We start from the raw sequence: 17291 nt of genomic DNA on the forward strand, positions 1-17291 counted from the left end.
GGCTCGCAATTCCCGGCGGGAACCGCATCGGTGTCGATACAACTGGGACATCGACGAGATGAAATAACTAGACCAAACCGTCGCCTGTTTCGCAGCGTTGTTCGGATTTGCGGTATCATGTGTGAATTCCTTCCGAAAGCTAACTGAGACTGTCGTATGCGTTTGCTATTTGGTGCGTTGGTTGTCGTCGCGGGCTTGTCATCTACTTCCGACTCGCTCCGCGGTGAAGATTGGACTCGCTTCCGCGGGCCGAACGGTCAGGGGAAATCGGCTGAAAGAGGCCTGCCGCTTCAGTGGTCCGAAGAGAGCAACGTCGCCTGGAAAACCACAATACCGGGTCAAGGCTGGTCGTCTCCGATTGTGTCCGGTGACCACATCTTCGTGACGACCGCGACGGAAAATGGCGCTTCGTGTCGCGTGATCGGAATCGACCGCACCAGTGGCGACATCCTTTGGAACACGGAAGTCCACCGTCAAGTTCCCGGACCCAAGCGAGCCCAGAATTCCTACGCCACGCCCACACCGGTGTACGATGGCTCACGGGTGTACGCCGCGTTTTACGATGGAACGATCGTTGCCGTTGATTTCGATGGCAAATTGGTCTGGAAGAACGAAGACGTGGACTTCCACAGTTTGCATGGGCTCGGTGCTTCGCCGATTCTTGCCGGCGGACTCATCATCATGCCGTTTGACGGCAGCAGTCGCTCCGATCAGCGTGTCGGTTGGAAGGAACCGTGGGACCAGGCCGTCCTGCTGGCCGTGGACAAGGAGACCGGTGATACAAAGTGGCGGGGAGAGCGTGGGCTGTCTCGGGTTGGACACGTGACCGCCATCGTGATCGAAGAGGGGCGGACGGTGGTCAGTGCGGGAGGCGACCGAGTCCAAGCGCACGACGTCGAAACGGGGCAGCGAATCTGGTCGATCTACAGCCAAGGTGAGGGCGTGACACCCTCGCCCGTGCTGGGTGAAGGTCTGATCTTCACTTCATCCGGTTTCGAGGAACCGACGATTCGAGCGATTCGTCCAGGTGGTCACGGGGATGTGACCGAATCGCACATCGTTTGGGAACAGAAACGCGGTGTCCCGGCCTTGCCATCGCCGCTGTATGTCGAGCCGTTCCTGTACACGATCACTCGCGACAACATCCTGCACTGCATCGAAGCAAAAACAGGCGAAGTCGTCTGGCTGGAAAGACTCAAGGGCAACTACTCCGCGTCGCCGTTGCTGGCCGACGGCCGAATCTACATCACCTCGGAAGACGGTCTCACCACAGTGCTGGAGCCCGGGACGCGATACAAGGTGATCGCCCAAAATAGGCTCGACGGTAAGACGATGGCATCGATCGCAGTTTCCCGAGGCAACTTCTTCATTCGAACCGGCGACAGCGTCTATTGCATCGGCAACCGACCGCGCTGATCAAATCATCCACGATAACGCGAACTCTCGCCAACGCCAGCAAGCAGGAAGAACGATCGAAGAATCATCTGCTTGGAACCAAATGAATACAAAGGTGTTGCCGCGGTCGATAATTTCGAACCTGCGAGCAAATAAAAACCTCCCTCCCCTTTGATTCGTTCCTCACAGCCTTAAGCCCCTTTGGGTGGGAACAACAGTATACTGATCGCTCAGGCAGTTTCGCACCCTTTACTTTACCGACACAGGGTGAAGGGCACCGCGTTTGATTTGACACGTATGGGCAGCGCGAATCGCAGTCGCTGTAACGACTGAGGGGCAGTATGAGATTTCAAAGGAAAGTCAAAGGTGCTATCCGACGCCCCGTCGTGGCTGGTTTCAATGAACGCCTGAGACGTCGACGCCGACTCTTGATGGAGTCACTTGAGTCGCGGCATCTACTTGCCCAGGTCACGCTGACCGCTGTGGCGGACGGCAAGATCGCGGACACGGATCTCGATGGAACCTATGAGACCCTGACCACAAACGGAAACACGATCACGGATCGATGGTTCACGTCATCAGGCATCGGACAGGAACGCGGAGCGTTTGAATTTGATCTTTCAAGCATTCCTGAAGGATCAACTCTGACCGCTGCGAAACTGGGGCTGTATGTTCCACTGAAAAGCGGAGCACTGCCAGAGCTAGTTTTCCGATCTTATGCCGGTGACGGGGTAATCAATTTGTCGGATGCAGAAGCCGTATCGATGGCTGCGGGAACGGGAACCGTGTCTGAACTTGGCAATCACGAATTTACGCTTGATCCGGCTGCAATTGAGTTTCATTTGGGCGGCCATGTCGGCCTGCGCATGCAAAACACCGCACTCAATGCAGATTGGGTCGGCGTTTACAGCTTGGAAGGATTTGGTTCTTCGCCAACCCTGGTTCTTGATTACGAGTCAGCGGCGCTCAGCGTTGATGTTCAGGCTTCCTCGATTTCGGAGTCAGCCGGACCAAGTGCGGCAACCGTTTTGGTGACACGCAACGGAGACTTGTCTGAATCATTGGCAGTTGCACTCAGCAGCAGCGACCCCAGTGAAGCTGCGATCGCGTCAGCCGTCACCATTCCAGCGTTCGCTAGCTCGGTCCAAGTGCCGCTCTCAGCAATCGATGATTTTCAGGTCGACGGAACACAGACCGTTTCGATCACGGCTTCGTCGAGTGGTTTCCTTTCGGGATCCGACACGGTAGATGTGACCGATGATGACGTCGCCGGAGTCACCGTTTCTGCTGCGGCCGGTCTGACGACAACCGAAGCGGGTGGATCGGCCGAGTTCACGATCGTGTTGGATTCTGAACCGACCGCTGATGTTTCAATCAATCTGACGTCCAGCGACGTTACCGAAGCCACCGTCTTTCCTTCCGTCGTAACATTCACTCCGTCGAATTGGAACAGCGCGCAGACAGTCACCGTCACCGGAGTCGACGATGCCGTTTCCGATGGCAACCAAGCGGTGACGATCGTCACCAGTATCGCAAGCAGCCAAGATCTTAACTATGGATCGTTCGCTGATCCGGTGGTCCTGGACGATGTCGAGCGAGGCGAATTCAACGCCGCGGGCAGCAACTTAAACGGCACCGACTTGATGATCGTCGGCGAAAACGGCGTGAATGCCGAGCACCGATCATTTCTAACATTTGATCTGTCCGGCATCACGTTCCCGGCCGTCGGAGCAACACTGCAATTGCAGATGGACCACTACAACTTCACGTCCGGGATGAGTTTCACCGCCTACGACTATGTTCTGGGCAATGATTCTTTGCTAGGCAACTCATTGACATCTCTTGCCGCGTTCGCTGATCTGGGCACCGGTCAAATCTACGGTGTCGCCGAAGTGACGAGTTCCGCGAATCCCGTCGGATCCAGTTTCCAAATGAATTTGAGTGCAGCGGCTGTGTCTGACATCAATGGTCAGACTGGCGGTCTGTTTACGGTCGGATTCGCGGATGACCAAGTCACCGGCAGCAGTACAGCCCACATTCGTTTAGATCGAAATCCTTCGCTACGAATCAACCAACTGCTGCTCTGGACCGATCGAGTAGGCATCGATCCCGCAGATGTGGTCGTCACCAATCTTGACGACGATCCTCAGGGACTGTCGGTTTCAATCCTGGATGACTCGATCTCTGAGATTGACGGAATCGAAGCCACCGTCGTGACGATCGGCCGCAATGATGAATCATTGAATGAGGTCATCGTGAGCCTGGCCAGCAGCGACACCAGCGAAGTGGCGGTTCAAGCCAGCGTTCTCATTCCCGCGGGCCAACGTGAGATCACGATCCCGATTGAAGCCGTCAATGATGTGATCGTCGATGGCAGCCAGAGCGTGACTTTGACCGCCGCCGCAGCCGGCTTCGTCAGCGGCACCGGCGTACTGACGGTTTCCGATGTGCAAGCCGACATCATCGACGATCACGTTTGGCTGGACGCAAACGAGAACGGGTTGCGCGATTCGGGTGAACCTGGCGTCGAAGGCGCCGTGGTTGAATTGTTCGAGTCCGTCGATGGAATCGTGGGGAACGATGACGACATCTCGGTAAACCTGTCCATCACGGATTCGCAGGGACAGTATCAAATCGCTGGGCTGGAAAACGGAAAAAACTACTACGTCCATTTCCGCGCACCGACCGGCTATGTGTTTTCGACACAGGGTGTGGGCAATGACGACACAATCGATAGTGACGTTGATCAAAAGGGAACGACACCTCTCTTTTTGCATACCGGGGGACTCTCCCCGAGTGACGTTGACGCAGGCTTGGTCGGTGGCCCTGCGGCATATGGATTTACCGGTCGTTCGGGAGGTTCTTTGACGGACAATGCGTCGGCGATGGACACCGATGCGGCAGGCAATCTTTACGTCAGCGGTTCCTACCGTGAACGATCTGACTTTGATTTCGGGCCATCGGAGTATTTCATCCGATCCGTTTCAACCGACGACGTTTACCTCGCCAAATACACACCCCAAGGGGCACTGATTTGGGCGCGTGGAATCGATGGCACGGGTGCCGACCGAAGCACCGATCTGGTTGTCAACGAATCGGGGGATGCATTTGTCACGGGATCCTTTCAAGGTACCGCAGACTTCGATCCGTCAACGGGCACCTATGAGCTGACCAGCGGCGGATCAGCGGACATTTTTGTTTGGAGTCTGGACCGGGACGGACGATTCGAAATGGCGGCCGCGATGGGCGGGGCGTACGAGGACCATGGTAACTCGGTCGCCCTGTTTCCAAATGGCGATGTCGCTATCGTCGGAGAGTTTCGCGGGACGGGAGATTTTGATCCGGGATCGGGCGTTCATTCGCTGGTCGGTTCGAGTAACTTCCGAACCGATGTGTTCGTCGTCCGATTGGATGCAAGTGGACAGTTGCAGTGGGCGAATCGAACGGGGGGAACGAACTACGATCGTGGGAACGGCGTTTCCATCAATGCGATCGGCGACATCTATGTTGCGGGTGGATTCCAGGGCACTGCGGACTTTGACCCTGACGCCGGAACGGATTCTCGAACGGCGATCGGAACTCAAGATTCTTTTCTATGGAAATTGTCCGCCGATGGAAAACTCCACTGGGTGAAACAATGGTCCGGATCGCTCGTCAATTCGGCAGCTTACGAAGTCGAAGTCGGGGATGACGGTAGCGTTTACTCCATCGGTGACTTTACCAAGACGATTGATCTGGACCCCGGCGATGGAATCGCCGAGCGAACAACGACGCCCGGTTCGACTCGCGCCTTGTTCGTCACCAAGCTAGACGCCTCCGGCGATTTCGTTTGGGGGAAATCGATCGGCGGCACCAGTTTGGTCGACGTCAAAGACGCGAAACTAGCCGCCAATGGTGACCTGTATTTCGCGGGAAGTTTTTCAGAAACCGTCGACTTTGACCCGAACGTTGACACGCTGATTCGCACGAGTGCAGGACCGACTGATGCGTATGTCAGCGTCTTGGATTCGGCGGGGAATCTGAAATGGGTGCAATCCGTTGGTGGCGTCGACGATGACTTGGGTTTAGCCGTTGCCGTTGCCAACGATGGTTCCGCTTTTTTGGGGGGGCAATATGAAAACCGAGCAGACTTTGATCCCGGTGCTGGGACTCATGAATTGCGCACGCTGTTTGGCGTCGATCTTTTCGTTTCAAAGATTTCAACGCCGCTGGCTCCGACGAGTGTGCAGCTTCTCAATGACCGCATCATCGAATCGCAGCCTGCGGGGACCGTCGTCGGAAGATTCGCAGCAACCGACCCTGATTTCGATGAGTCCTTTCACTATCGCTTAGCCACCGGAGTCGGCGACGTTGACAACGGATCCTTTTCTGTTGAAAACGGAGCATTGATTGCAACGGAAGTTTTCGACCAGAGTGTCAAAGACAGTTACAGCGTTCGCGTGCGAGCCATCGATCGCAGTGGACGCTGGGTCGAACAATCGCTAAGCGTTACAGTTCTGCCGATCGCCAATGCCGGAACAATCGGCAACTACATTTGGCACGACACCAATGAAAACGGCATCCAGGATGTGGGCGAGAATGGGATCGAAGGTGCGGTGGTTGAAATTCGGTCCACGGCCGACGGTCTCTTGCGAGGCCGGGCAATCACGGACAGTGCCGGAACCTATTTAGTAGGTGGGCTCGTCCCAGGGCTGGACTATCACGCTCTCGTTCGGCCTCCATTGCATTTTGGGTTCACCATTGCCAACGCCGGGCCAGACGACACTCTCGACAGTGATGCAGACGCGTTGGGTGTCACTGATTCAGTCACTGTTAATACGGGGCAAAGCGTTGATTCGTTGGACGTCGGATTGATCGGGACCGCTCCCTACTTTGGGTTCGCTGGGAAAATTGGCAGCAACGGCGACGATATTGGCCAGGCGGTCGGGACCGATAGCGACGGCAATCTTTACGTGTCGGGTCGATTCCAAAACACGGTCGACTTCGATCCAGGCCCAAATACGTTCGAACGATCTTCTCGTGGATCAATCGATATTTTTGTCGCGAAGTATTCCGCATCCGGTGCGTTCATCTGGGCGGAGACCTTTGGCGGTTCGTCTGCCGACGAAGCAAAGTCGATTGATATCGCCAATGATGGTTCGGTTTTGATTAGCGGTTCGTATCAAGACGTCGCAGAGTTTGGGACCGGTAATCAATCGACGCAGTTAACCAGCAACGGTTCGACCGATGCGTTTGTTGCGAAGTTGGATTCCGACGGCAACCTGCGTTGGGCCCGCTCGGTTGGTTCGACCAGTACAGACAGCGCTGATGATGTTGCCGTGGCCGGTGATGGCAGTGTCTTCGCAGTCGGCAGCTTTCGAAACACGCCAGACTTTGATCCTGGCGAAAATGACTTCGAACTTAGTGCCACCGGAATCGATGGTTTCATTTGGAAGCTGGGAAGCGATGGCGAATTCATTTGGGCCGGACGTGTGGGCGGATCCAGTACCGTCAACGCAAAGCGGGTCGCGTTGAGTTCGACGGGAAATGCGATCGTCGCGGGAACGTTCCTGGGTAATCTGGACGTCGATCCGAGCGTGGGTGTTTCTGCGTTGGCCAGTTCAGGCAGTGCCGATGTCTTTGTGACGGCATTCGATACAAACGGCAATTTACTGTGGGGCAAACAGCAAGGAGGCAATGGCTCTGATTCAGTCAACGCCTTGACCATTGGGCCGGCTGACGAGATTGTGATGGCGGGCAGCTTTCGAGGAACTGCGGATTTCGACCCGGGTGCGAGCGAATTTGAACTGACCGCAGAGGGCACCTCCCTGTCGTTCTCCGATGCTTACGCGACCAAGCTGGATGCAGCAGGTAATTTCCAATGGGCGACGCGATGGGGCAGTCCTTCGGTCGACGATGCCCGCGGTGTATCTGTTGGTGCGGATGGCAGCGTCGACGTGATTGGCCAGTTCGCTGGGGTTTCCGACTTTCAAACGCTCGGCGGCAACGTGACCTTGAGCGCGCCGGGAACCTTCGATGTGTTGCTGACAAACTTGACCGCGACCGGCGAAATCGTGTCCGTCCGATCGTTCGGATCGGCGCAAGCCGACTATGGCAACGACATCGTCACGCTTCCCGACGGAAGTGTCTTCATAACCGGCGAAACCACGGCAATCACGGACATGGATCCCGGCGGGGGCGTTCTCGAGATTATCGGGGGTGGACGCGACGATGCTTTCGTCAGCCGAATTCATCCGCCACAAGCTCCAACGGCTCTGACGCTCACCGAATACCGCGTGTTGGAACAAAAACCAATTCACACGAACGTGGGGCGACTGATCTCGCTTGGCGGCGATCCAGATGGCAACCACACCTACGAATTGGTGTCGGGAACCGGCGACGACGACAACGCCGATTTCAAGATTTTCGACGGTGTCCTCAGCACGGCCTCCGTTCTCGCACACAACGGCCAGCCAGATCGCAGGATTCGCGTGCGCGTTACAGACGGCAGCGGTCTGTCTTTCGAACAATCGTTGGCGGTTTCGGTGGTCGAGCAATCTCAGGCGGCAACCATTTCGGATGCTGTCTGGCACGACTTGAACGGCAATGGGCTGCGTGAAGTTTCTGAAAACGGCATCGGTGGAGTGGTCGTCGAAGTCTTTGATGAAGCGAGTCATCTGTCACACGGCATCGTGTTGACCGATTCACAAGGCAACTATGACATCGGCGAACTGCTGCCCGCAGCAGATTTCAGGGTCCAGTTTCGGCTGCCCGCAGATCTGGATTTCACCACGCCGAACGCCGGCACGGATGATCAGATCGACAGCGACGTTGATAACCTCGGCAACGTTTCGCCCGTCATGCTGGCGCCTGGTCAGACTCTCAATCACGTCAGCGCGGGAGTCGTCGGGGAGACACCTTCGTTCGGTTTTGCATTCGGCTTGGGTGCCGAAGCAGAGTCCAGTTCCGAAGAAAGAGGACGCGATGTCGTCATCGACAGCGTCGGAAACATCTATGCGGTTGGAACGTTTCAAGGATCAGTTGACTTTGACCCTGGGCCCGGAGTCTACGAACTCGACAGCATAGGAAACGTGGACACCTATGTCGCAAAGTACACTTCGACGGGAGCACTGATCTGGGCGACACAGTTTGGTTCCACTGGCAGCATCACCGGACACTCGCTGGAAGCCGTTCCAGGCGGAGGCGTCCTGGTTTCGGGCGGCTACAACGATACTGCTTCACTGCTTGGAAGCAGCAGCGGTCAAACACTCACCGCGGCTGGCGGGACGGACGGGTTTGTTGCAAGCCTTACCTCTGATGGGCAAATCGATTGGGCGAAATCGATTGGCGGCACAGGCAACGATTGGATCTACGGTATGGCGACGGCGCCCGATAGCAGCATCGTGCTAACGGGTTATTTCAATGGCACCGCCGACTTTGATCCCGGCGCCGGCACACATGAATTGACCAGCACTGGAAGCGAAGATGCTTTCGTGATGAAACTTGACAGCCTGGGGGACTTCGTCTGGGCGAAATCGATCGGAGGATCTTCGTTTGATCGTGGCTACGACGTCGCGGTCGGCCCTGATGGTCGTGTCGTGACGACGGGGTACTATCGATTCTCTGCAGATATGGATCCGGGTGCCGCGACACAAACGTTGACTTCGGCAGGCGGATACGATGCTTTCGTGAGCGAATTGGACGCGGCTGGTAATTATCTCTCCTCGCGCAGTTATGGTGGCCCCGATTCAGATTATGGCTACGCGGTCGCGGTTGGATCCGACGGTAGTGTTCATGCAGCCGGCCGATTTTCGAACACGGTTGACTTTGATTCGGGAGTGGGAGTCGAGGAATTGACCAGCGCCGGCGGTCTTGACGCGTACTTGGTCAAAACCGATGCCGCCGGGAGTTTCCAGTGGGCTAAGCAGTTTGGCGGGACCAGCAACGAATTCGCGGATGCAATCGCGTTGGACGGTTCGAACAATGTCTACCTTGGTGGATACGATCGGGTTGTCGCCTACGATGATAGGGGACAGTTCCGATGGACCACTTCGACGCCTTCACGCATTGTCAATGAAAGCGGACTCGCCGTCACCAGCGTTGGGGAGATCGTGGTTTCTGCTGCGTTCGCTAACATTTCCGATTTTGGTCCTGGCGGGATCAATTACCCTCTCACTGCGGCGAACAATCCAGATGCTTTCGTTTGGAAGTTCAGTCAGCCCGATGCACCCACTGCAGTCTCTCTCGCCGAAAATCGGGTTTTGGAACAGCAACCTGCCGGAACAATCGTGGGGCTCCTTTCGGCGACCGACATCTCCCCTGAAGAATCGTTCAGCTTTCAACTCGTCAGCGGACCGGGCGACCAGGACAACGCGTCTTTTGAAATCCAAGGTGACGTCTTGGTGGCAAGCACCAGCTTCGATCATTCCGTCCAGTCGACACGCAACGTTCGCGTCGCTGCCACCAATTCGCAAGGTCTGACCTATAGCGACTCGATCACCGTAGAGGTCCAAGAGATTTCCACGGCGGCATCGGTGGGCAATCGCGTCTGGAATGATTTCAACGGCAACGGTCTGCAAGATGCCGGCGAACCGGGTGTCTCGGGAGTCGTTGCCGAAATCATAGCGACCGATGATCAACTCTCTCGTGGCATGGTAGTGACGGACGCCAACGGATATTACCAGATTGACGCTTTGCTGCCCAACCTGAGTTATCAAGTCGCTTATCGATTGCCCGCGGACTTTGAATTCACACTCCCGAACGTCGGTTCAGACAGCCAAATCGATAGCGACGCCCGTGCAGATGGATCGACGGTTCCGTTTACCCTGGCGTCAGGAGAGACCTTCAGTGATTTGGACGCAGGAGTCGTTGGGGGGCAACCGTCGTTTGGTTTTGCATTCAGTTTGAGTAGTGAGAACAGCCACGCTTCGAATGCGATCGAGTTGGACAATGAAGGCAATTTTTACGTGACGGGAACGTTTCGCGGCGTCGCAGATTTTGATCCCGGACCAGGCGTTTCGATCAAAGATGCGAGCGGCAATTCCAACAGCGGCTTTGTCGCGAAATACAGTCCAGCAGGGGCGTTGATTTGGGTCGCGGAAATGTCAGGAAGTTCGATTTACGGACAAGATTTGGCCGTGGACGACAACGGCAACGTCTATGTGACGGGATCGTACGATTCATCGCTGAATTACGAGATCCGTGGAAGTGTTTCCCGATTGGGCACGACCGGAGGGACGAAGTCCATCTTCGTTGCCAAATTGGCCCCCGACGGAAATGCGATTTGGCTAAAGGGATTCAACGGCGGTCGAGGCGAAGGGAGTCAGATCACGGTGACCGATGGCGGAGATGTGCTGACCGCCGGCACTTTCAGTGGCTCCATTGACTTTGATCCCGGGCCAGGCGTTCATCTAAGCAATTCTGGCGGCCTGTTTCTCAGTCGGCTGGATGCCAATGGAGACTTCGTCTGGGTAAAACAGATTAGCGCCAATTCAGCGGCGATGGAACTTGCCTCTGATGGAAGTCTATACCTGGGAGGCACGTTCCGCGGGACGACCGATTTTGATCCAGGCCCTGATGCGTACTTGATGTCTTCAAACGTTCGTACTCGCAACGACGGGTTCATCGCCAAACTGGATGCTCAGGGCGACTTCTTGTGGGCCAAGAAAACATCCGGGAATGGGCAAGACGATCTTCGAGGCCTTGCCGTCACCTCGGATGGTGGCGTGGTCGCAACAGGATCGTTCCAATACACCGCAGACTTTGATCCATCGGCGAACGATTTTCTGCTGACCGCCAGCGGTTCACAGCGCGACGCATTTGTATGGAAGCTTGATGCCAATGGTGACCTGGGATTTGCGACTCACTTCCCGGCCTCATTTACATCCGTTGGTACTGCGGTTCAAGGATCAGGCGACGGCAGTCTTTATGTCGCCGTGAGCTTTGCACAGACCGTCGACATCGATCCTGGGGTGGGCGTGTTCGAGCAGAGTGCTGCGACGGGCTATGAGTCGTTCATCGTTCGACTAGACGCCTCGGCGAATCTCCAGTGGGGACAGACTTTCGGCGTGAGCAACATTCAGCAGCTATCGATACTGCCGGACGAATCCGTCATGTCGACGGGTATTTTCTCGGGAACGACAGTCGATTTTGATCCCAGAGCGGGGCAATATCCATTGTCGACGATTGGATCGGATGCGTTCATCGCGCGGCACTTCGCACCTCAAGCACCCTCAAGCGTCACCTTGCCGATCGATGGAGTGTTTGAAGGTCTACCGGTGGGATCACAAGTGGGCCCCCTGTCTGCTGTGGATCCCGATTCGAGGGACGTCTTCACATTCGAGTTGGTGGCCGGAACAGGTGACTCGGACAACGGGTCATTCATCATCACCGATGGCGTCCTTCGAACCGCCGCCGTGTTTGACGAATCGGTCAAGAACAGCTACAGCGTTCGCGTGAAAGCAACCGACGCGGCGGGCTTGGCGGTCGAAACCCCGTTGACCGTTCAAGTGCTCGCCGCGGCGCAAGCGGCGTCGGCATCCGGGCGAGTCTGGAACGACATCAATCAGGATGGTCTACGTGACGACAGCGAACCAACCGTCGATGCCGTTGTCGCGCAGCTGATGCCCGCGGGGGAAAGACTGGTCTTGCAAACGGTTGAAGTCAGCGCGGATGGACAATACTCGTTCAGCGGGCTTGTCCCAGGTGTGGACTACGCTGTTGGCTTTCGCATTCCCAATGGTTACCAGTACACCTTGCAAAATGTCGGTGTGGACGAGACGCTTGGCAGCGACACGAGTCCCGATGGCTTGAGCGACACGTTTTCGTTGGTGCCAGGACAATCACTGACGAACGTTGACGCCGGGTTGACCGGTACGCCCAACGCGTTCGGCTTTGCGATTCCGTTAGGTGGAGACAGCAACGACGAAGGCCGAGCTGTCGCGATTGACTCAGCAGGGAGCGTCTACGTTGCTGGGAAGTTCGCATCATCGATCGATTTTGATCCTGGACCGGGCGAAGCAATCCTGCAAAATGAAGGCAGCGAAGACGCTTTCTTTGCCAAGTACACCCGCTCGGGAGTCTTGGTCTGGGCCAAGCAATTGAAAGGTGGTACCGGCCTCGACGCGATAGGCATCCACGTTGCAGGTAATGGCGATGTGACCCTGACGGGTAACTTCAATGGCGAGACGAATTTTGATCCGGGTGCGACCGACACGACGTTAGACGTTGCTTCGTCACACAGCTACGTGCTTCGGTTCAATGGCGCGGGAGACTTTGTTTGGGTGCGGGCGATCCAGGCGGGGGTCCGAGATCTGGCGGTCGCTGACAACGGCGATCTGCTTTTCACTGGGGTCTTTAGCAACGGCCCGGTCGATTTTGATCCGGGCACCGGCACGTTTGAAATGACCAATGAAGGCAGCAGCGATCGATTCGTTTTGAATCTAAATAACGCGGGGCAGTTTAACTGGGCGACGCAATTTGGATTGTCGGGAATCAATCCACGCGAACGCGTCGATGTGGATAGCAGCGGGCATGTGTATGTAACCGGCAGCTACAGCGGAATCACCGACTTTGAAGCCGGCCCCTACACGACCTCGCTGCAGGGTGGAGGCGGTTTTACGATGCGGTTGCAACCCGACGGCACTCTGGACTGGGTTCGCCCGATGAACGTTCAGTACGGTCGCGCGGTCGCAGCGGCGGATGACGGCACCGTTTACAGCTCTGGATTATTCTTGGGCAGACCCGACGTCGATCCTGGTTTTGATGAATTCTATTTGCAGGCAGTCGTTTCAGAGGACATACCGGTCTACCAATACGACCTTCCCATTATCAAACTCGACGCCAATGGAGAATTCGGACATGCGTTTGCGTTCACCGGGATCGGATCGGAGGGTGCAGACGACCTGGAAATCAATGCCAGTGGCAGATTGGCAGGTGCAGGATATCTACAAGAAACCGTCGATTTTGATCCGTCGGCGGAGGAACAGATCCTCACCTCAGCGGGGGAATATGATGCGGCTGTCTTTAGCCTCGACCCGTCAGGAACAGACGTGCTGGCGTACCGTTTCGGCGGCATCGAAGATGACTTTGCCTACGGTGTCGACATCGGCTCCGATGGTAGCGTTGCAGCCACGGGCTACTTTCAAGCCACGGCGACGCTCGACCCACTGGTCAGTGACGTCAGCCTGGCGAGCGCTGGCGGACGCGACGCGTTCTTGTTGCACTTCACTTCCAATCGTTCGCCCGAAGCGATTGCGTTGAGCAACTCGAACATCTTGAAAGAGAGTCCTGTCGGAGAATTGGTTGGTGTTTTTTCGACGACCGACCCCAACGTAGGTGACAGCTTTTCGTACACGCTGGTCAGCGGAAACGGCGATGACGATAACGGGCTATTTCGAATCGTCAACGCTCAACTCGAAACCGACGGGGCAATCCCTGGGCTTGACCCATTGAGCATTCGCGTGCGCTCGACCGATCGTGACGGTCAATGGTTCGAGTCCACCTTCGTGATTTCAGTGACCACCAACGTGGATGTCCCTCCTGCGGTCGAGTCGGTGGTCCGAGTCGGAAGTAGTCCGACCAACGCTTCAACGCTTCAGTACACCGTGACCTTTAGTGAGCCTGTCGCCGGCGTTGACGCTGGCGATTTCTCCATCACGGCGACGTCCGTCACAGGTACTTCGGTGACCCAAGTTGCCGGCAACGGCGCGGTCTACACCGTGACAATCGTCGCCACCGGTGGTGAAGGAATCGTGCGTATGGATGTGATCGATGATGATTCGATCATCGATTCGATCGGACAGTCGCTCGGCGGTTCAGGAGCGAACAACGGGGCCTTCAACACAGGCGAAGAATACGTCGTTGATTTGACGCCTCCGCAAGTCATCTCGGTGCAAACGCCGGACGTCAGCCCGACCAACGCCAACGAGGTGGATTTCGTGGTGACGTTTAGCGAATTGGTTGGTGGCGTCGACGACGTGGACTTTAGTTTGATCGCAAACGGTTTAACGGGGGTCTCGATTAGCAACATCACTCAAGCGGGTTCGGTCTACACCGTGACCGTTGACTCCGGAAGCGGAGACGGAACGTTGCGGCTGGATGTTCTCGACGACGACTCCATCACCGACGCAAGAACCAACCCGCTGGGCGGGCCTGGCGCGGGAAATGGAGGCTTCACTTCCAGCAACAGCTACACATTCGATCGAACCGGCCCGTCGGTCGATTCTATCAGGCGTGTTGGTGCAAGCCCGACTGATTCGGCAAGCATCGACTTTACGGTCACGTTCACTGAAGACGTCACAGGCGTCGATCTTGATGACTTTTCGCTCGCACTGACAGGACTTCCGGGAGCGGAGATCACTTCGCTCAGTGGTAGCGGAAGCGTCTACACCGTCACCGTATCCACGGGGCTTGGTGATGGCACAATTCGTTTGAATGTGGTTGACGATGACACGATCAAGGATGCCTACAACAACTTTCTTGGCGGAACGGGCATCAACAATGGGGGATTTGACAGCGGAGAAATCTATGTGGTCGACCGCACCGGCGAATTGTTTGGTCGCAAATGGCATGATTTAGATGGCGATGGGCTGTGGGATTCTTCAGAGCCCGGACTCGCGGGCGTCATGGTGTACTTAGATCTCAATGGCAACGGACAATATGATGCGACCGAACCAACGGCAATCACTTCGTTGGACGATCCAGCGACAACCGATGTCGACGAAACGGGGAACTATCGATTCAGTGACTTGGGGCCAGGAAACTATGACGTCGGCGAATTCTTGCCTGCCGGATGGACGCAAACCTATCCGGTCGAGTTCACCGGCGGCACAGGCGAATTAACGTTTGTCGAAGCGTTACGTGACGGCGTCAACGGAATCGATGGATTGGATGAAGCCGCGGGCGTGACCGTCAGCCCCGACGGCAATCACATTTATGTTGCATCCTACACAGACGACTCCGTGACCGTATTGCAGCGAGACCACGTGACGGGCCAAGCCACGCTATTGCAGGTGGTTCGCAATAATGTTAGCGGTGTGACGGGGCTCAACGGAGCGCAGTCTGTCGTTGTTAGTCCGGATGGTAAGAACGTCTATGTCTCCAGCGATTTTGATGACTCCGTCGTGGTCTTTGATCGCGATCAGTCCTCCGGCTTGGTTACGTACTCACAGCGTCTGCGTGACGGAGTAGATGGAGTCAACGGAATCGACAGTGCCCTGTCAATTGTGATTAGCCCGGACGGAGCGCATGTCTACGCGGGAGGAGCGTTGGATGATTCGGTTGCGGCATTTTCGAGAGACCCCGATACGGGTAATCTAACGTTCGTGCAATCAGTGACTGATGGCGTCAATGGTTTTTCAGGACTCGATTTTGTGTTCTCGTTGGCGATCAGTGCGGATGGACACCATCTCTACGTCACAGGAAGCGATGACGATGCGTTGACTGTCATTTCACGCAATCCAACGACCGGCATGCTCACTCACGTGCAAACACTGCGCGATGGTGTCGGGGGAGTCGATGGATTAAACCTTGCATCGGGAGTAACGATCGCACCCGACGGGAATCATGTTTACGTCGCGGGCAAAGTGGATGACGCGATCGCCGTTTTTGCTCGCAATGACATCACCGGAGAGTTAACGTTCGCACAAAAACGAACGGTGAGTTCTTTTGTTTCAAATGTCCTCGATGGAGTGATTTCGGTCTCGATCAGTCCGGACGGAGAAAACGTCTACGTCACAAACGATTTTCGCGACAAAATCGGCGTGTTCAGCCGCAATCCGGTGACGGGGCACCTTGGATATCTTCAAGACATCGCCGACAACGCTGGCGGCGTCGATGGACTGAACCAGGCATGGTTTAGCACCGTCAGTCCAGACGGAAAAAATGTTTACGTGGTCGGAGCCACGGATGACGCGCTCGTGACATTCACTCGCGACGCGGGCACCTCGTCGGCAACATCCCACAATGTGACGATCGGTCCATCCGAATCCAAGGGGCCGTTCCACTTTGGTAACGTTGGCGTCTTTGCCGACCCCGTCACGCGATTTGTACGCCAGGCGCCGTTGACGCCGATCACCAACTCCGACGTCCTGGTTTTTCACGCGGAATTCACTGCACCGGTGACTCAAATCCACGCGAGTGATTTCGCGGTGTCCGGAAGCTCGACGGCGGTTGTTTCCGAGATCGCAGCCGTCGCCGGAACCGGTGAGACGGTTTACGCCATTACTGTCTCCGGTGGGGATCTTGCGTCCTACAACGGGTTGGTCGGCATCGACTTGGCGGCGAACCAGGACATCGTAAATCTGTTAGGAAACCCGCTTCCGACGATCGAGCCGGCGATGGATGAAGTCTTCACGGTCGATAACCTGGCTCCTCAAGTGGCGGAGTTTGATCGCGGAGAGGGAGGAAACAGCGTCATCGATTCGATTGCCGTGTCGTTCGATTCCATCGTGACGTTGGTCCCCGGTGCCATCACGCTGACCAGAAACGCATCGGAACTGGTGGACCTGGTAGCGACACCATCGATCGTCGACAACGCGACCGTCGTTGTGCTGACGTTTAGCGGCGCGTCTACCGAGTCGGGTGGAGCGCTGATCGACGGTGACTATGAATTACGAGTGCTTCACAGTCACGTCCACGACTTGGCAAACAACAATCTTGATGGCGATTCCGACGGCAACGCAGGAGTCGACGCGGTGGATCAGTTTTATCGTTTCTTCGGCGACTCTGATGGTGACCGTGACGTCGACGGGCAAGACTACGGACGGTTCGCATTGACTTTCTTGAAAACTGTTGGCGATCCCGAATTCGATCCGCTGTTTGACAGCGATCGCGACGGTGACGTCGATGGGCAAGACTATGGACGATTCGGATTGCGATTTCTGCGACAACTCGATTGAGAGTGTTCTTCAATACAG

General features: G+C 56.1%; 2 protein-coding genes. Both read left to right on the forward strand.

Annotated elements, in window-relative coordinates; all coding sequences use genetic code 11:
* Positions 1 to 156: 156 nt before the first annotated feature.
* Complete coding sequence (locus Mal15_RS22190) at positions 157 to 1416, forward strand: outer membrane protein assembly factor BamB family protein (RefSeq protein ID WP_147869772.1); 1260 nt, start codon at positions 157 to 159, stop codon at positions 1414 to 1416.
* A gap of 410 nt (positions 1417 to 1826) precedes the next feature.
* A complete protein-coding gene (locus Mal15_RS22195; protein ID WP_167546990.1) occupies positions 1827 to 17273 on the forward strand; it encodes an SdrD B-like domain-containing protein in 15447 nt (5148 codons plus the stop codon).
* The last annotated feature ends 18 nt before the right edge of the window (positions 17274 to 17291 follow it).

The sequence above is a fragment of the Stieleria maiorica genome (assembly GCF_008035925.1).
Lineage (GTDB): Bacteria > Planctomycetota > Planctomycetia > Pirellulales > Pirellulaceae > Stieleria > Stieleria maiorica.